The sequence below is a fragment of the Cupriavidus sp. GW822-FHT06G04 genome (assembly GCF_058799075.1).
The window spans coordinates 196,460-213,351 of record NZ_JBXALD010000002.1; the positions used below are offsets into that span (position 1 = coordinate 196,460).

Below are 16,892 nucleotides of genomic sequence, written 5' to 3' on the forward strand. Positions count from 1 at the left end.
CTTGAGCGGCCGCTTGCCGTCGGCCGGAAAAGCTAACGGTCCAGCGGGACAAATCGCGGGGCGCCTGCCACATCAAGCGTGCCGTCGCCATTTTGGACAAACAATCCCCGCGCTGCGTTGTGCGGATGCGCCGCGGCTTCGGCAATGCTGAGCACTGGCGCGTAGCAGACATCGGTGCCGCCCAGCAAGGCGTCCCAGTGCGCGCGCGGCTGGCTGCGGAATAATGTCTTGAAACGCTGCTTCAGCGCCGGCCACGAGCCGGCGTCGTACTGCGTGGCGGGATCCACGTCCGTCATGCCCAGCTTCTGCAGCAGTAACGCGTAGAACTGTGGCTCCAGCGCGCCGATCGTGATAAATCCACCATCGGCGCACTCATATACGTCGTAGAACGGCGATTGATGGAAGGGACTCGGCGCCGGGCCGTCCAGTTGGCCATTGTTTCGCACCCACAACGCGATGCTGCCCAGCATGGCGACCATATCGACGATCGCGCCATCCACCACGCGCCCGCGGCCCGTGGCGCGCGCGTCCAGCATCGCGCAGACCATGCCGAAGGCCAGCCCCAGTGCGCCGCCGGCATCGCCGACCACCGTCGGCGGAATCATCGGCGTCTGGCCCGGACGCGCCGCCAGTGACAACATGCCGGTCAACGCGACATAGTTGAGGTCGTGCCCGGCCACCTGGGCCAGTGGCCCACTTTGGCCCCAGCCGGTCATCCGGCCATAGACCAGCGCGGGATTGCGCAGCGCGCAGTCGGCGGGCCCCAGGCCCAGTCGCTCCATCACGCCGGGTCGATTGCCCTCGATCAGTCCCGCCGCGCTGGCTACCAGATCCATGGCTTGGGCCAGATCGCCCGGCTGCTTGAGGTCGAGCGGCACGATGGTTTTGCCCCGCCGCAGCGGGCTCGCCTTTGCGCCGCCCAGTTGCTCGGCCACGGCCACGCGCTGGCGACGGGTGACGACCACAACCTCCGCTCCCATGTCCGCCAGCATCCTGCCGGCCAGCGGCCCCGGGCCGATTCCTTCGAATTCGACGATGCGGATGCCCTGCAGCGGTGGTGTCATGCGATGTCTCCTGTTTGCCGGCCAAAAAGGCGTCTTCCGATATGCCGCTTTACGCACTTCCGTGCAACCCGGGCCAACCCGTGGCTGCGGATCGGCGCTTCGATTGGCGCCGCGAACCGGGGCATCGCGGAGCGGCATGGCGTACAATAGCGGCCTTGATTTCGTCGGCCTCCAAGCATCTGCGCCGCCCTGCCCCGCCGCTGACACCATCGGCACCCTCGCACCCGCCCGTTATTCAGACGTCGCCCCAGCCATGACTATCGCCCGTACCGAAGACATCATTGCCGACATTCGTGCCGGCCGCATGGTCATCCTCGTAGATGAGGAAGATCGCGAAAACGAAGGCGACCTGGTCCTGGCGGCCGATTTCGTGACGCCTGAAGCCATCAACTTCATGGCCAAGTACGGGCGCGGCCTGATCTGCCTGACGCTGACCGCGGAACGCTGCCGCCAGTTGGAGCTGTATCCGATGGTGTCGCGCAACGGTACCGTGCATGGCACCAACTTCACGGTGTCGATCGAAGCGGCCGAAGGCGTGACGACCGGCATTTCCGCGGCGGACCGCGCGCGCACCGTCCAGGCCGCGGTTGCCAAGGACGCGCGTGCCACCGATCTGGTGCAGCCCGGCCACATTTTCCCGCTGACGGCCCAGCCCGGCGGCGTGCTGATTCGTGCCGGCCATACCGAGGCCGGCTGCGACCTCGGCGCCCTGGCCGGCCTGACGCCCGCCGCGGTGATCTGCGAAATCATGAAGGACGACGGCACGATGGCGCGCCTGCCGGACCTGATCGAATTCGCTCGCGAACACGACCTCAAGATCGGCACCATCGCCGACCTGATCCACTATCGTAGCCGCACGGAAAGCATCATCGAACGCATGGGCGAACGCGACATGCAAACGCCCTGGGGCACGTTCCGCGGCGTGATGTATCGCGACAAGCCGTCGGGCCGCGCGCATCTGGCGCTGGTCAAGGGCCAGCCGCATCCAGAGCGCGATACGCTGGTGCGCGTGCATGAACCGCTGTCGGTGCTGGACGTGCTCGAATCCGGCCGGACCACGCATTCGTGGAGCGTGCCGGCCGCGCTGGAAGTGCTGCACGGCAGCGAGCAAGGCGTGATGGTGCTGCTGAATTGCGGCGATTCGCCCGACGAGCTGTTCACGCAGTTCGCCGCGCTGGACGCGCCGCAGAATCGGCCGCGCCGCAAGCCCGATCTGCGCATCTACGGCGTCGGTGCGCAGATTCTGCGCGACGTGGGCGTCGGCAGGATGCGCGTGCTGGGCTCGCCGCAGAAAATGCCGAGCATGACCGGCTATGACCTGGAAATCGTCGGCTGCCAGCCCATGAGCGGCGAGCCGGGCTGCAACTGAGTGGCCCCGCGGGCCGCACCGAATCACACTGAATCACAGGACATCGGCCATCCGCGCCGATGCCCGACCGAATGAATGGAGAACTGACAATGGATCACGGCTTCTACGAGAGCAACCTCGACGGTGAAGGCCTGCGTATTGGCATTGTGCAGGCCCGCTTTAACGAGCCCGTCTGCGACGAGCTGCGCGAAGCGTGCCTGGCGGAGCTGGAAAAACTTGGCGTCGAAGGCGAAGACACGCTGCTGGTGACCGTGCCGGGCGCGCTCGAAGTGCCGCTTGCCCTGCAGAAGATGGCCGAAAGCGGCCAGTTCGACGCACTGGTGGCGCTGGGCGCCGTGGTGCGGGGCGAGACCTATCACTTCGAGCTGGTTTCGAACGAATCGGGCGCCGGCATCACCCGCGTGGGCCTGGATTTCAACGTGCCGATCGCCAATGGCATCCTGACCGTCGACACCGACGCGCAAGCGCATGCCCGCACGCGCGAAAAGGGCCGCGACTGCGCCCGCACCGCCGTGGAGATGGCCAACCTGGTGGTGGCGCTGGATTCGCTGCGCGAAAACGAAAGCAACGACGAGGAAGATGATGAGTAACGCGTCCGACATCGGCGACAAGGGCGACAACGGCGACGTGGCCGGCAAGCCCGCTGGCGCCAAGCCGCGCCCCGAACCGAAGGCGCCGCCCAAAAGCGCGCGCCGCCGGTCGCGCGAACTGGCGCTCCAGGGCCTGTATCAATGGCTGCTGAATCGCCACGACATCGGTGCGATTCAAGCGCATCTGCATGATGCCCAGGGCTTCAACAAGGCCGACGTCGAGCATTTCGACGCGCTGCTCAATGGCGCCGTGCGCGAGGAAGAGCGCCTGACGGCAGCCTTCGCACCGTTCCTGGACCGCACGGTCGAAGAACTGTCGCCTGTGGAACGCGCTGCGCTGCTGGTCGGCAGCTATGAACTCGTGCACTGCCTGGACATTCCCTACAAGGTCGTGATCAACGAGGCCGTCGAGCTGACCAAAACCTTCGGCGGGGTCGAAGGCTACAAGTATGTCAATGGCGTGCTGGACAAGCTGGCCGCCCAGGTGCGGGCGCCCGAAGTGGCAGCGCGCCGCTGATCGCACTTTCGAACAGCTGTTGCATTTCGGCGCACGGCGTTCGATGATGCCTGCGCCGGCAACAACACCCGCCCTGGCGGGTGTTTTTATTGAATCCGCTTCCGATGCTGCCGCGCGCAAGCATCCATTTGAGGCCGTTCGCCCCCATCGCCATGAACTCCCAGCACATCGCCACCGCCTCCCGGTTGGCCAACATCGAAGCGTTCCATGTCATGGAACTGGCCAAGCAGGCGGCAGAGCTGGAGCGCGCCGGCCGGCACATCATCCACATGGGAATCGGCGAGCCCGATTTCACGGCGGCGCCGCCGGTCATCCACGCGGCCGAGGCCGCGATGCGGCGCGGCGTCACGCAGTACACCGGCGCGCTGGGCATCCATGCGCTGCGCGAAGCTATTGCCGGCCACTATAAAACCGCCTATGGGCTCGATATTCCCGCGCGACGCGTGATCGTCACGGCGGGCGCTTCGGGCGCGCTGTTGCTGGCGTGCGCCGTGCTGGTGGAAATCGGCGCGGAAGTGTTGATGCCGGATCCGAGCTACCCCTGCAACCGCCATTTTGTCGCCGCCTTCGACGGCCACGCCAAAATGATCCCGAGCGGCCCGGCGGAGCGGTTCCAGCTGACCGCCGCGCAGGTGGCGTCTCATTGGGGCGCCCGGACGCGCGGCGTACTGCTGGCGTCGCCGTCCAACCCCACCGGCACGTCGATCCTGCCTTACGAACTCAAAGCCATCCTCGCCGAAGTGCGCGCGCGCCGTGGTTTTGCCATCGTCGACGAAATCTACCAGGGCCTGTCGTACGACGGACCGCCGGTTTCCGCGCTGGCGCTGGACGACGACGTCATCACGGTCAACAGCTTCTCGAAGTATTTCAATATGACGGGATGGCGCCTGGGATGGCTGGTTGTACCGGATTCACTCGTATCGGCATTCGAAAAGGTGGCGCAAAACCTGTTCATCTGCGCGTCTGCCGTGGCACAGCATGCCGCCGTGGCGTGTTTCTCGCCCGAGGCGCTGGCGATCTATGATGCGCGCAAGGAGGAATTCCATCGCCGCCGCGACGCGATCCTGCCGGCGCTGGAAGCGCTGGGCCTGCGTGTGCCGGTCAAGCCCGATGGCGCGTTCTATGTCTATGCCGACTGCCGGCATGTGAACCATCCCGCCGCTGGCGACGCCGATCGGCTGACGCAGGCGATCCTGCACGACGCGGGCGTGGTCATGGTGCCGGGGACCGATTTCGGCCCGCATACGGCCAACGACTACATCCGAATTTCGTACGCGACGTCCATGGCGAATATCGAGGAAGCGATGCAGCGCCTGCATCATTTCCTGCGCTGAGTCGGACAGCCCGAAGCAATGAAAATGGCACCCCGCGGGGTGCCATTCTTTTTTGCGACGCGGACCAGCCGCAGCGCAGGACGCCGGAGCGTCCGGCCGACGATCAGGCGGCCTGGGCGGTATTGCCGGCGGCCTCGAGCTTTTCGCCGCCATTCTGATGATGCTCGGCCTGCGTCTTGGCATCGGCCGACGCCTTGGCGGCTTCGGTGGTGGGCAATCCCAACAGCGCGCGCAGTCGAGCGCGTTCGGCCAGAACCTTGGCACCATAGCCACCGTCGGTGTTGGTCGTGGCGCCGACGTAGTACTTCAGCCCGCCTTCAATCGAACCGGCGCGGGCGATGCAATCCTTGAGCACCAGCGCGCCGATCTTGATGTTGGCGTACGGATTCAGCGCGGCGGCCACGCCGCCCACTGCTTCGTACTTGTCCTGGTGGACCTTGGTCATGACCTGCATCAGGCCCTGCGCACCGACGCCGCTTTCGGCGTACGGATTGAAGCTGGACTCGATTGCGATCACGCCCAGGATCAGCAGCGGATCGATCCCGACTTCGCGCCCGGTCATGTAGGCGGCCTTCACCAGTTGCGCGGTCGCCTGCGTTGCCACGCGGTACTTGCGGGCGATGTAGTCGGCCACGGCGGCCTGCTCACGGGCAGAGCCCAATGCCGAGCTGCTGCGCGCATCCAACGCCACGCGCTGCAGCGGGATCTGCGCAGCCAGATGGGCCACCGACGGAACCTTGCCTGCAGCGGTCTGGCTCCATTCGTCCACGCCCGACACCGTCGGCAAGCCTTTCACGCCAGTGCCTGCGACGACCAGGCGGGCAGCGGCCACATCGGCCGACATCGCCGGCACGGTGACCTGCGCTGGCGCCTGGCTGACGGCGGCGTCCACCAGCACGGCAGGCGCTTCCTTGCCCGCCAGCGCACCGGCGAGGGACGTCCGCCATTGCTGGCTCACGGTCAACGTGACTGCGGCAGCCACGGAAAGCACCCCGAGACTGTTCAGGGCGTACTTCAAGGTTGTTCGGCCGCCGCGCAACAAGGCGCGACCTGCCACCGGATGGGCCAGTCGCACCTGAAGTGCGCGGCTCACACCGGGAACCGGCTGTCTGAAGCGGACCTGCAATGCCCGCCCGATGCCGGGAAGATGAAGGGTTTTCCAACCGCTCATGCTTACCTCCATCCGCTGCCCGCTGCGCGCGCCACAATACAGCGCGTGCCCGATCTCAACGTACTCAAGTAAGGATGCTGCGCCACCTAGCAGGGGTGTCCAGCATCTGTTGGCGGGCGCTCCCCATGCGCCCAACGAGAAACAGGGTACGAGCTTGGGGAGCCGCACCCTGCCACTTAAGACTCTACGACCCTGGCATCCCGCCAGGTGACTGCGCACCGGGCGCCTCCCGGGCACCGCTTGGTGACAATCGAATGGAAGTTTGCTGACGTCGCTTTTTTCGCTTCACCCTCTTGACATCGGGCACGAAGCTATGTTGCGACGCAACACTTCACAGAGCAGACCGGATTGTAGGAACGCTTTTATAACCCGTCAAGCATAATAAACCGAAAAATAACTACTTTCAGAAATATGTAACAACGCTTTTTACGACGTCGGGGGCTTGTCGTACGACCTCGAATCGCAAGCCCCACCTAGCCTCACGGCCATCGATCCGATCCCGTGATCTCGCAATTTACTTACAATTTCGTCACCATCCCGCACGCGATTTTTTTGCGCCATTGAGGTGGCGTGTGTATCGTCACACACTCCGCCGCCGTCCCGCCGGATTGGCGCGACGCCGCATTCCGAACCGAATTCACCATGCAATACAAAGACTTGCGCGATTTCATCAGTCAACTCGAGCAGCGCGGCGATCTCAAACGCGTGAGCGCCGCCGTGTCGCCCGACCTCGAGATGACCGAGATCTGCGACCGCCTGCTGCGCGCCGAAGGCCCCGCCGTGTTGTTCGAACGGCCACGTCATGACAATGGCGATATATATAAAGTGCCGGTTCTGGCAAATCTGTTCGGCACGACACAGAGGGTGGCGCAAGGCATGGGCGCCTCCTCGCTGGAAGACCTGCGCGACATCGGCCGCGTGCTTTCGGCGCTCAAGGAACCCGAGCCGCCGCGCGGGCTGCGCGAGGCGGGCAAGCTGTTCACACTGGCCAAATCGGTCTGGGACATGGCGCCCAAGCGTGTCAGCAGCCCGCCGTGCCAGGAGATCGTCTGGGAAGGCAACGATGTCGACCTGGGCCGCCTGCCGATCCAGACCTGCTGGCCCGGCGACGCCGCACCGCTGATCACCTGGGGCCTGGTGGTCACCAAGGGGCCGCACAAGAAACGGCAGAACCTCGGCATTTACCGCCAGCAGGTGATCAGCCGCAACCAGGTCATCATGCGCTGGCTGGCGCACCGCGGCGGCGCGCTCGATTTTCGCGAGCACGCGCTGGCCAATCCAGGCAAGCCGTTTCCGATCGCCGTGGCGCTGGGCGCCGATCCCGCCACCATCCTCGGCGCGGTCACGCCCGTGCCCGATACGCTGTCCGAATATCAGTTCGCCGGACTGCTGCGCGGCAGCCGCACGGCTTTGGCCGGCTGCCTCACGCCAACGTTGTCCGAACTGTCGGTGCCGGCCTCGGCCGAGTTCGTTCTCGAAGGCCACATCCAGCCTGATCCCGACCATCCGTCCGGCTACCAACACGCGCTGGAAGGTCCCTATGGCGATCACACCGGCTATTACAACGAGCAGGACTGGTTTCCGGTCTTCACGATCGAGCGCATCACCATGCGCCGCGATCCGATCTACCACTCTACCTACACCGGCAAGCCGCCCGACGAGCCGGCGGTGCTCGGCGTGGCGCTGAACGAGGTGTTCGTGCCGCTGCTGCAGAAGCAGTTTCCGGAAATCACCGATTTCTATCTGCCGCCCGAAGGATGCAGCTATCGGATGGCCGTGGTGCGCATGAAGAAGCAGTACGCCGGCCATGCCAAGCGCGTGATGTTTGGCGTCTGGAGTTTCCTGCGCCAGTTCATGTACACCAAGTTCATCATCGTTGTGGACGACGACATCGACGTACGCGACTGGAAGGAAGTGATCTGGGCCATTACGACGCGCGTCGATCCCAGCCGCGACACGGTGATGGTCGACAACACCCCGATCGACTATCTCGACTTTGCCTCGCCGGTGTCGGGGCTGGGGTCGAAGATGGGCATCGATGCGACCGACAAGTGGCCCGGCGAAACCACCCGCGAATGGGGCACGCCGATCCGCATGGACCCGGCCGTCAAGACCCGCGTCGACGAAATCTGGGGATCGCTGTTCGAAGCCGGCAAGTAAAGCGGCGCTCCGCTATCATCTGCGGACTTCCCATCACTCTCATGGCCCGCGCAGACGGGCCGCGGAGGAGACAAGATGACCGTTGCACCAGCAACCGGCGGCGCGCCGATGTGGACGCCGTCGGCCGCCTTTGCCGACAGCAGCCGGATCGCCGCGTTCATGGCGTGGCTGCGCCGCGAGCGCTCGCTCGATTTCCCCGACTACGCCAGCCTGTGGAACTGGTCCGTCACCGACCTTGAAGCGTTCTGGCAGAACGTCGTCGATTATTTCGACGTCCGCTTCGACACACCGGCCCGCAGCGTCCTCGATCGTCGCACCATGCCCGGCGCACGCTGGTTCGACGGCGCGACACTGAACTACGTCCAGCAGGTCTTCCGCCACGCCGGCAGCGGCGAGCAGCGGCGCCGCACCGCGATCCGCCACGCGGGCGAGGCCGTGGAACTTGCCGATATCAGCTGGGAGACGCTCGAAAAGCAGGTGGCGTCGATGGCGCACGCGCTGCGTCAGATGGGCGTGGCGCGCGGCGATCGCGTGGCGGGCTACCTGCCCAATATCCCCGCCACGGTCGTGGCGTTCCTGGCCGCCGCGAGCATCGGCGCGGTGTGGTCCGGCTGCGCGCCCGACATGGGTCAGGTGGCGGTCATCGATCGCTTTCGCCAGATCGAACCCAAGGTGCTGATCGCGGTCGATGGCTATCGCTACGGCGGCAAGGTCTATGACCGCGCCCCGGTGCTGGCCGATCTCGTCGCGGCGCTGCCTTCGCTGACCGATATCGTCATCGTGCCGTCCATCGGCAGCCACATCGATACCGGCAGCCGCGTGCGGCGCCACAGCTGGGCCGATGTGGTCGGCCACGACGTGGCGCTGCGGATCGATCCGGTGCCGTTCGACCATCCGCTGTGGATCGTCTACTCGTCCGGCACCACAGGGATGCCCAAACCAATCGTGCATGGGCACGGCGGCATCGTGATCGAGCAGCTCAAGCTCATGGCGTTCCACAACAATCTGGGCCCCGACGACGTGTTCCACTGGTACAGCAGCAGCGGCTGGATCATGTGGAACGCGCAAATCGCGGGGCTGCTGCTGGGCACCACGATCGCGCTCTATGACGGCAACCCTGCCTGGCCCGACGCCGGCGTGCTATGGCGATTCGTCGACGATGCCCGGGTGACGATGTTCGGCGCGGGCGCAGCATTCTTCACCGGATGCATGAAAGCCGGGATCGAACCGGCGCGGATCGCCGACGTGTCGCGCCTGCGCGGCATCGGCTCCACCGGCTCGCCGTTGCCCGAAGAGGCCTACGCGTGGATCTACGCGCATGTCCGTAAAGACGTCTGGCTCGCGCCGATGTCGGGCGGGACCGACTTCGCGGGGTCGTTCGTGGCGGGATGCCCGCTGCTGCCGGTATACGCCGGCGAGATGCAATGCCGGTGCCTGGGCGCAAAGGTCGAAGCCTTCGACGACAGCGGCCGCGCGCTGATCGACGAAGTCGGCGAGCTGGTGTGCACGCAGCCCATGCCTTCGATGCCGCTGTTCCTGTGGGGCGATGCCGACGGCAAACGCTATCGCGACAGCTATTTCGACACCTATCCGAACGCCTGGCGGCACGGCGACTGGATACGTATTTCGGCGCGCGGCGGCGCCACGATCTACGGCCGCTCCGATGCGACGATCAATCGCCATGGCATCCGCATGGGCACCAGCGAGCTGTATCGCGTGGTCGAGGAATTGCCCGAGGTGCTCGACAGCCTGGTGGTCGATCTCGAATACCTGGGACGCGAGTCGTACATGCCGCTGTTCGTCGTGCTGCGCGATGGGTTGCAACTCGACGATGCCCTGCGCGACACGATGCGCGCTCGCATCCGCGCGGCGTTGTCGTCGCGCCATGTGCCGAACGACATCGTCCAGGCGCCAGCCGTGCCGCGCACGCTGTCGGGCAAGAAGATGGAGGTGCCGATCAAGAAGCTGCTGCTCGGCCACTCCGCGGACAAGATCGCCAATCCGGACGCGATGGCCAACCCCGATTGCCTGGGCTGGTACTTCGCCTACGCGGCCGACTATCTGGCGCGTCAGCCGCGCGTGGCGTGAGGCTGCGTCGCGCGGTGCGAAACGCGCCGGCTTCGCTCACCGCCCTTAGAACTCGACGTCGAGCTCGCTGATTTCGTCGGGCTCCTCGCGCGCAGCGTGAATCCATTCCTGCATCTCGGGCATGGCAAGTATGGTCTTGCAGAATTCCACCAGCGGGGCATCGAGCTTGACCCCGTAGGTGACAAAGCGCGTGACCACCGGCGCGTACATCGCGTCGGCCATGGTGCGATGCTTGCCGAACAGGAACGGACCGCCATAGCGCGTCAGGCAATCGCTCCAGATGGCGACGATGCGATCGATGTCCGCCTGTGCGCGCGACCAGACCTTCAGGCCGGGAAAATGCCCCTTGAGATTCATCGGCAACGCTGCGCGCATGGCCGCAAAACCGGAATGCATTTCACCGCAGATGGCACGGCAGTGCGCGCGCGCCACCAGGTCGTCGGGCAGCAATTTCGCCTTCGGCCGGATCTCGTTGAGGTATTCGGCAATTGCCAGCGTGTCCCACACGGTAACGCCCTGATGCCGCAGGCAGGGCACCAGGATCGACGGCGACAGCAGCAGAATTTCGGCGCGTGCGGCCGGATCATCGGGCGGCACCAGCACTTCCTCGAATTCCAGACCGGCAAAGCGCGCCAGCAGCCACCCGCGCAATGACCACGACGAATACGTCTTGCTGCTGATGGTCAGAGTGGTCTTGGCCATCGTGCCTCCTCCGCTCCGCTGGAGCGTGACATTCGCTTGCAGTATCGGCGGCGCGGACCGGTTTGACCAGTTCGCACCCATGCGGTGCGTGGCACCGGCACGCCAGCACCAGCGCGATGCCGCGTGCCCGCTTGCCACGCGCTGACTACGCCACGTTGCACAGTTTGCGTGTGTCCGCCCACGCAATGCGCAAGCCGCATGCCAACTTTCATGACGATGGCATATATATTGCGGCTACTGGGCTCGAATATGCGAGGGGACCGAGCCATGCTCTACCAGGCCTACCAGACCTACGCGGACATGATGCAGCCGGCGTGCTCGCTGGCGGACATTACGGCCACCCTGATCGATGCATTCCAGCGCATGGTGCCGCGTGCCGACCAGAGTGAGTCATTGCGGAGCCTGCGCGCCGGCTGCGAAGTGCTGGCGCTGGCCCGGCTCACCCACTATCGCCCGCCATTCGGCATCGACAGCGTGCGAATCAACGGCGCAGCCGTGCCGGTAGTCGAAGAGGTGATCACGCGGACGCCGTTCTGCTCGCTCTTGCGCTTTCGGCGCGAAGGCATGCCGCAGCAGCCGCGCGTGTTGCTGGTAGCGCCGATGTCCGGCCATTTCGCCACGCTATTGCGCGGCACCGTGGAAACGATGCTCCGCGATCATGACGTCTACATTACCGACTGGCACAACCCGCGCGACATTCCCCTGGTATTCGGCCGCTTCGGCTTCGACGAATACGTGCAGCACCTGATCACATTCCTGCATGCGCTGGGCGGCAATACCCATCTGGTGGCCGTGTGCCAGCCGACGGTCGCCGCGCTGGCGGCGGTATCGCTGATGGCCGAGGACAACGACCCGATGCAGCCGCCGAGCCTCACGCTGATGGCGGGACCGATCGACGCGCGCGTGAATCCGACCAAGGTCAACGAACTGGCGACCAGCCGCCCGATCGAGTGGTTCGAAAACACCCTGATCGGCTACGTGCCGCTGCGCTTCGCCGGCGGCCTGCGTCGCGTCTATCCGGGTTTCGTGCAGCTGGTTGCGTTCATGAGCATGAACCGCGAACGCCACGAGCAAGCCTTGCGCGACCTGTACGACTTGCGCGCACGCGGCGAACACGACAAGGCCGACGCGATCCAATCGTTCTACACCGAGTACTTCGCCACCATGGACTTGACCGCCGAGTTCTATCTCGAAACGGTCAGCCTGGTGTTTCAGCGCTTCCTGCTGGCGCAGGGCCTGCTCGATGTGGGCGGCCGGCGCGTCACCACCGCCGCCATCCGCCGTACGGCATTGCTGACCGTGGAAGGCGAACGCGACGACATCTGCGCCATCGGCCAGACCATGGCCGCGCAGGACCTGTGCGCAAGCCTGCGGCCCTACATGCGCATGCACCACATCCAGACCGGCGTCGGCCACTACGGCGTATTCAACGGCAAGCGCTGGGAATCCCAGGTCTATCCGCTGGTGCGGGACACGATCCACATGAGCGACGACATGCGGGCATGAGCGCGGCGTGCGCGACGATGCACTACAGTGCCGCGTCGCGCCAGGACTGTGGCGGCGTCTCTGTCCACGGCGTGACGGGCGGCACCTCGCACGGCGCGAGCGCATCGATCGTCTTGAAGTCGGCCGGCCCGACGATCTCCAGGTACTCCATGTCGGGCGAATAGTCGAACAGGTAATGCACGATGCCGGGACGCTGATGCACGCAATCACCCTCGGCCACCAGGGTTTCCTGATCCTCGTACATGAACCGCGCCCAGCCCTTGAGCATCAGCACGACATGGAAATCGGCCACATGACGATGCCAACCCGTGCCCTGCTCCGGCGGCAGGTTCGCCTTGACGAGCTGTACCAGCAGCTTGCCTTGCGTGGCGTCGGCAATGCCCAGGTCACGGTAAAGAAAGAAGTCGCGCAAACCCTGGTCGACAAATTTGGTGTCGAACGGGCGAACATGGGAAAAGCGTGTGGGGGAAGCCAGCGACACTGGCTGGAGCGGCGGCAGCTGCGACATGGAGCACTCCTTGTTCAGCATGGGAATGGGCCACGAGCACGGTCATGGCGCCCTTGCGCTGCAACATTCAGGCCGGGCGATTTTGGGGATGAAGTGGCGCGCGCGACATCGCGGCCGCCTCCACGGCTTGTCCATGCACGACGACCGCGCAAGACCCAGCGCCGAAATGATGCGCGTCGCCCCATCGTGGCGGCACGCGCTTGCGCTACGCTGCGGGTTTCGGAGACTGCAGACCTTGAGCCGATGACGACCACACAACGCTTTCAGAACCAGGAACTGATCCGCATTGGAGACGACGACAATTATCTGCTGCTGGCACCGGGGCACGGCGGCCGGCTGGTACGGTGGGTGCGGCGCGGGGAGGACATCCTCTACTGGCCCGACGATGCCGACTGGACTAACGTCGCGCGGGTCAGGGGCGGCAATCCGCTGCTGTTTCCGTTTATCGCCAGGCACGTTGTAGACGGACAAATCGGCAAGTGGCGCGACCGCGCAGGGGTCGTGCGCGATATGCCGCCGCATGGTTTTGCCCGCGATCGGCCATTCGACATTTCCGACATTTCCCAGGCCACGGTCAGCCTGACGCTGAGGTCGTCGCCGGCAACACAAGCGGCGTATCCGTTCGGGTTTGTATTCACCGCAACGTATCGGGCGATACCGGACGGCTTCGAAGTGACACTGCACATCCGCAATACCGGCGATACGCCCCTGCCTTACTACGCCGGCCATCACTTCTATTTCGCCCTGCCCCATGACCAGCGCGCGCAGAGCCGCATCACACTGCCCGCCACGTCGCGCGTCAGACAGTTGCCCGATGGCAGTCTGACCGCCGCCGAGCCCGGCGAACGCGCCTACTCGATCAGCGACCCACGCCTGCAGGACACCTTCCACGTGCTGAACGGCACCGGACCCGTCGCACTGGAAATGCCTACGCGCACCATCGATTTCGCGCTCGGCGGCAACGGCTCCGTGCCGTGGTACGCCGTGACCACGTGGACCGAGCGCGAGACGTCGGACTTCTACTGCGTGGAACCGTGGCTCGGCCTGCCCAACGCCATCCACCACGGCCACGGCTTGCGCTGGGTGCCTGCGGGCGCCGCGGAGCCCGCCACTTGCCGTGTCACCGTCAGATAAGGCTACGACAACAGATGCTCGAAATCGAGGCCACCGATGAGCACCTCGGCCTCGGCCTGCGTGCGCGAACCCAAATCGATCCGACGCGGCTCCTGCCAGGCATAGAGCTTGGCCGGCAGCGCATCCAGATATTCCGCAAAGCGCAGATTGCCGCCTGACGCGAACAGTCTCTCGACCTCGAGCCCATCCCAGGACAACGTGATAGCGAGCGGATGTGCATAGCGCCCACGCTCGGCCCGCGGCGGCGCCCAGACCCGCAGCCGCGCCGGTTGATCGAAGGCCACCGGCGGCAGGATCTCGGTATGCAGCGTGCCATGGGACAGCTGCTGCACGCGATCCACGATGCGGGGCAACAGTTCGGCAGTGAAACGTTCGGCAGGATTCGGATGCACAGGCGGGGGCGTCTTGTGAGGATGGCTACTATTGTGCGCCGATATTTCGCCGACGGAAGACACCGCACGGCGGCTCACTGCGGGAGAGCCGCAGGCCGGGTCCGGCGCGGACATCGGCGCAGCGAGCCATGCTACAATCCGCCCCCAGCAAGCCATGGCGGGCGTCGTATAATGGCCATTACCTTAGCTTCCCAAGCTAAAGACGTGGGTTCGATTCCCATCGCCCGCTCCACCGCATCATTCTGCGGACTTCCGCAGAAGTCCAAGAGAGTCTGCAAGTCGTTGCCACACAAGGACTTTTCCTCTCTTTGACGTTCTGCCGTAGTCCACTGCGATCCGCCTACAGCCGGGACTTTTAAGTCCACAAACAAGTCCATTTTTGCGGGCGCGGCTGATTCCGGATTGTTGATGGAGGGGCGAGGTCGACGTGACCAGCATCTGGTTCCTGACTCATGTTCAGGAGCAAGAGCATGGCACTCTCAGACCTGGCCGTTCGACAGGCCAAGGCAACTGGCAAGGCATACACCCTCCCTGACTTGGATGGCCTCTCCCTGGCCGTCACGGCTGCAGGGGGCAGGACTTGGCACTTCCGTTACTACTGGGCGGGCAAGCAGAAGCGGATGTCGCTCGGCACCTACCCGGAGGTGACGCTTCGCGAGGCCCGCAGCCTACGCGACGAAGCGCGCGCCCTGCTGGCCAAAGGCACCAATCCTCGCGTTCACCGCAAGCAGAAGCGCACTGCTGTCCGGCTCGCCGACGAAAACACCTTCGAGGCGGTGTATCGCAAGTGGCTCAAGCATCGCGGGCTCAGCCTCAAGGAAGGCCGGCAGACGACCCTCTCGATCCTTCCGCGCATCTTCGACAAGGATGTGCTGCCCGCCTTGGGCAAGCGGTCGATCTATGAGATCAAGCGTCCCGACCTCTTGGAGGTGATCGCCAAGATCGAGAAGCGCAGGGCGCTCTCCGTCGCCGAGAAAGTCAGGACGTGGTTCAACCAACTGTTCCGCTACGCGCTGGTGATCGTGCCGGGCCTGGAGCAGAACCCCGCCTCCGATCTCGATGTGGTGGCGCTGCCGCTGCCACCCGTCAACCACAACCCGTTCCTGCGCATGGCCGAGCTGCCGAAGCTGTTGCAGCGGCTGCGCAGCTATCGCGGCAGGCGGCAGACCCAGCTCGGGCTGCGGCTATTGCTGCTGACCGGCGTGCGAACCGGCGAGCTGCGACAGGCGATGCCGGATCAATTCGATCTGGACCGTGGGTTGTGGATCATCCCGGCCGACGTCGTGAAGCAACTCCAGTTGGATATGCGCAAGAAGCGGCAGCAGCCGAAGGACATCCCGCCCTACATCGTGCCGCTGTCGATTCAGGCCATGGAGATCGTCCGGCACCTGCTGGATGAGTTCAAGCCGGCCCAGCGCTACCTGTTCCGGCACGACAGCGACTTGAAGAAGCGCATCAGCGAGAACACGCTCAATGGTGCGCTCAAACGCATGGGCTATCAGGAACGCCTGACCGGACACGGTATCCGCGGCACGATGTCCACTGCGCTCAACGAGATCGGCTACCCGAAGGTCTGGGTGGATGCACAGCTCTCGCATGTCGATCCCAACAAGGTCAGCGCGACCTACAACCATGCCGAGTACGTGGAGCAGCGTCGCCGCATGATGCAGGACTGGGCCGATCGGCTCGACCTCTTCGAGCAGAACCAGGTCGAGGCGGCCAGCATGCCGCTCACCGTGCATCTGGAAGGCGTGCCCGCATTCCCGAGTGAGCAAACCGAAAGCGCCCCCTCTACGCCGATTGCCGCTTCGCCAATCCTGCTCGTGACGAAGCCGGGTGACGCCATGCCGTTGGTTTCTGCCGCCGCACATCGGCTGCCGGCGGTTCCGCCCCCTCGATCGGCCGCGCCGCTGGTGCCTTCGGACATTCAGCGCGAGAGGATGGAGCTGTTCGATGTCTTCGAAGCGCCGCACAACCTTTCCGTCGCTGCGTTTGCCAAGATGGCGGGCAAATCCCGCAGGTGGATCAGTTACGAGATCAAGGCGGGCAACTTGCTGGCGTTGAACGTAGGCAACCGCGGCCAGCGCGTGCCGGACTGGCACCTCGACCCACTCAAGCACGAGCTGATCCAGTCCGTCCTGAAGCTGACCAGGGGTGCGGACCCTTGGCAGATCTACCATGCACTGCTGCAACCGCGCTCGATGCTGCGGGGGCGTTCGGCACTGGAGGGCGTGACGGCCAGCAATCTCGACAAGCTCGTCATGGCAGTGAGCACAGCCGTGAAGGAAAGCGAATGGACCCCGCTGCGAGTCGGGGTCGCCTAGCAGCAGGAATGCGGGATCGTGGCGAAACCGCGA

14 protein-coding genes and 1 tRNA gene are annotated in these 16,892 nt (G+C 64.9%); 10 read left to right on the plus strand and 5 right to left on the minus strand.

Going from position 1 to position 16,892, the window contains the following annotated elements; translation table 11 throughout:
* Nucleotides 1-32: 32 nt before the first annotated feature.
* Nucleotides 33-1,064, minus strand: a complete 1,032-nt coding sequence (locus tag AC1RKI_RS04900) for a CaiB/BaiF CoA transferase family protein (RefSeq protein ID WP_492794668.1) — start codon at nt 1,062-1,064, stop codon at nt 33-35.
* Between the two features lie 253 nt (nt 1,065-1,317).
* Here AC1RKI_RS04900 and ribBA point away from each other — a divergent pair, with 253 nt between their 5' ends.
* The 4 genes from ribBA (at nt 1,318) to AC1RKI_RS04920 (ending at nt 4,874) form a co-directional block, all read left to right on the plus strand.
* Nucleotides 1,318-2,433, plus strand: coding sequence for a bifunctional 3,4-dihydroxy-2-butanone-4-phosphate synthase/GTP cyclohydrolase II (gene ribBA, locus AC1RKI_RS04905; RefSeq protein ID WP_061956781.1), 1,116 nt, complete (start codon nt 1,318-1,320; stop codon nt 2,431-2,433).
* An 89-nt stretch (nt 2,434-2,522) separates the two neighbouring features.
* On the plus strand, nt 2,523-3,023 hold the full coding sequence (ribH, locus tag AC1RKI_RS04910; protein WP_061956862.1) for a 6,7-dimethyl-8-ribityllumazine synthase: 501 nt from the start codon (nt 2,523-2,525) through the stop codon (nt 3,021-3,023).
* Complete coding sequence (gene nusB / locus AC1RKI_RS04915) at nt 3,016-3,540, plus strand: transcription antitermination factor NusB (protein WP_200899019.1); 525 nt, start codon at nt 3,016-3,018, stop codon at nt 3,538-3,540. The genes ribH and nusB overlap by 8 nt, the downstream gene beginning before the upstream one ends.
* Nucleotides 3,541-3,692: 152 nt before the next feature.
* Nucleotides 3,693-4,874, plus strand: coding sequence for a pyridoxal phosphate-dependent aminotransferase (locus AC1RKI_RS04920; RefSeq protein ID WP_492794665.1), 1,182 nt, complete (start codon nt 3,693-3,695; stop codon nt 4,872-4,874).
* 103 nt (nt 4,875-4,977) lie between these two features.
* On the opposite strand, the gene AC1RKI_RS04925 is transcribed toward AC1RKI_RS04920, so the two are convergent.
* Nucleotides 4,978-6,045 carry a lytic transglycosylase domain-containing protein gene (locus tag AC1RKI_RS04925; protein ID WP_061956861.1) on the minus strand — a complete coding sequence of 356 codons (1,068 nt, stop codon included), beginning with the start codon at nt 6,043-6,045 and terminating at the stop codon, nt 4,978-4,980.
* Nucleotides 6,046-6,687: 642 nt separating this feature from the next.
* Here AC1RKI_RS04925 and ubiD point away from each other — a divergent pair.
* Complete coding sequence (ubiD, locus tag AC1RKI_RS04930) at nt 6,688-8,205, plus strand: 4-hydroxy-3-polyprenylbenzoate decarboxylase (RefSeq protein WP_492794663.1); 1,518 nt, start codon at nt 6,688-6,690, stop codon at nt 8,203-8,205.
* Nucleotides 8,206-8,280: 75 nt separating this feature from the next.
* Nucleotides 8,281-10,293: an acetoacetate--CoA ligase gene (locus tag AC1RKI_RS04935; protein WP_492794662.1), complete on the plus strand. Its 2,013-nt coding sequence runs from the start codon at nt 8,281-8,283 to the stop codon at nt 10,291-10,293.
* A gap of 45 nt (nt 10,294-10,338) precedes the next feature.
* On the opposite strand, the gene AC1RKI_RS04940 is transcribed toward AC1RKI_RS04935, so the two are convergent.
* Nucleotides 10,339-10,995: a glutathione S-transferase family protein gene (locus tag AC1RKI_RS04940; protein WP_341247922.1), complete on the minus strand. Its 657-nt coding sequence runs from the start codon at nt 10,993-10,995 to the stop codon at nt 10,339-10,341.
* 267 nt (nt 10,996-11,262) lie between these two features.
* Here AC1RKI_RS04940 and AC1RKI_RS04945 point away from each other — a divergent pair, with 267 nt between their 5' ends.
* Entirely contained in the window at nt 11,263-12,501 is a 1,239-nt protein-coding gene (locus AC1RKI_RS04945) for a polyhydroxyalkanoate depolymerase (RefSeq protein ID WP_061959566.1), read from the plus strand.
* Nucleotides 12,502-12,523: 22 nt separating this feature from the next.
* On the opposite strand, the gene AC1RKI_RS04950 is transcribed toward AC1RKI_RS04945, so the two are convergent.
* Nucleotides 12,524-13,009, minus strand: coding sequence for a cupin domain-containing protein (locus AC1RKI_RS04950; protein WP_492794659.1), 486 nt, complete (start codon nt 13,007-13,009; stop codon nt 12,524-12,526).
* Between the two features lie 243 nt (nt 13,010-13,252).
* Here AC1RKI_RS04950 and AC1RKI_RS04955 point away from each other — a divergent pair, with 243 nt between their 5' ends.
* Nucleotides 13,253-14,143: an aldose epimerase family protein gene (locus AC1RKI_RS04955; protein ID WP_492794657.1), complete on the plus strand. Its 891-nt coding sequence runs from the start codon at nt 13,253-13,255 to the stop codon at nt 14,141-14,143.
* Between the two features lie 2 nt (nt 14,144-14,145).
* On the opposite strand, the gene AC1RKI_RS04960 is transcribed toward AC1RKI_RS04955, so the two are convergent.
* Complete coding sequence (locus AC1RKI_RS04960) at nt 14,146-14,535, minus strand: DUF5594 family protein (RefSeq protein WP_150982409.1); 390 nt, start codon at nt 14,533-14,535, stop codon at nt 14,146-14,148.
* A gap of 157 nt (nt 14,536-14,692) precedes the next feature.
* On the opposite strand from AC1RKI_RS04960, the gene AC1RKI_RS04965 reads away from it, so the two are divergent.
* Together AC1RKI_RS04965 and AC1RKI_RS04970 are read left to right on the plus strand one after the other, a co-directional pair.
* A tRNA-Gly gene (locus tag AC1RKI_RS04965) sits at nt 14,693-14,767 on the plus strand.
* Between the two features lie 238 nt (nt 14,768-15,005).
* Nucleotides 15,006-16,859, plus strand: a complete 1,854-nt coding sequence (locus tag AC1RKI_RS04970; RefSeq protein WP_023109284.1) for a tyrosine-type recombinase/integrase — start codon at nt 15,006-15,008, stop codon at nt 16,857-16,859.
* The last annotated feature ends 33 nt before the right edge of the window (nt 16,860-16,892 follow it).

Excerpts from the sequence above, each read along its gene's own strand:
- AC1RKI_RS04950 (WP_492794659.1), bottom strand. The coding sequence starts at position 13,009 with ATGTCGCAGCTGCCGCCGCTCCAGCCAGTGTCGCTGGCTTCCCCCACA.
- nusB (WP_200899019.1), top strand. The coding sequence starts at position 3,016 with ATGAGTAACGCGTCCGACATCGGCGACAAGGGCGACAACGGCGACGTG.
- ribBA (WP_061956781.1), top strand. The coding sequence starts at position 1,318 with ATGACTATCGCCCGTACCGAAGACATCATTGCCGACATTCGTGCCGGC.
- AC1RKI_RS04940 (WP_341247922.1), bottom strand. The coding sequence starts at position 10,995 with ATGGCCAAGACCACTCTGACCATCAGCAGCAAGACGTATTCGTCGTGG.
- AC1RKI_RS04925 (WP_061956861.1), bottom strand. The coding sequence starts at position 6,045 with ATGAGCGGTTGGAAAACCCTTCATCTTCCCGGCATCGGGCGGGCATTG.
- AC1RKI_RS04935 (WP_492794662.1), top strand. The coding sequence starts at position 8,281 with ATGACCGTTGCACCAGCAACCGGCGGCGCGCCGATGTGGACGCCGTCG.
- AC1RKI_RS04900 (WP_492794668.1), bottom strand. The coding sequence starts at position 1,064 with ATGACACCACCGCTGCAGGGCATCCGCATCGTCGAATTCGAAGGAATC.
- AC1RKI_RS04945 (WP_061959566.1), top strand. The coding sequence starts at position 11,263 with ATGCTCTACCAGGCCTACCAGACCTACGCGGACATGATGCAGCCGGCG.
- ribH (WP_061956862.1), top strand. The coding sequence starts at position 2,523 with ATGGATCACGGCTTCTACGAGAGCAACCTCGACGGTGAAGGCCTGCGT.
- AC1RKI_RS04920 (WP_492794665.1), top strand. The coding sequence starts at position 3,693 with ATGAACTCCCAGCACATCGCCACCGCCTCCCGGTTGGCCAACATCGAA.
- AC1RKI_RS04970 (WP_023109284.1), top strand. The coding sequence starts at position 15,006 with ATGGCACTCTCAGACCTGGCCGTTCGACAGGCCAAGGCAACTGGCAAG.
- ubiD (WP_492794663.1), top strand. The coding sequence starts at position 6,688 with ATGCAATACAAAGACTTGCGCGATTTCATCAGTCAACTCGAGCAGCGC.
- AC1RKI_RS04955 (WP_492794657.1), top strand. The coding sequence starts at position 13,253 with ATGACGACCACACAACGCTTTCAGAACCAGGAACTGATCCGCATTGGA.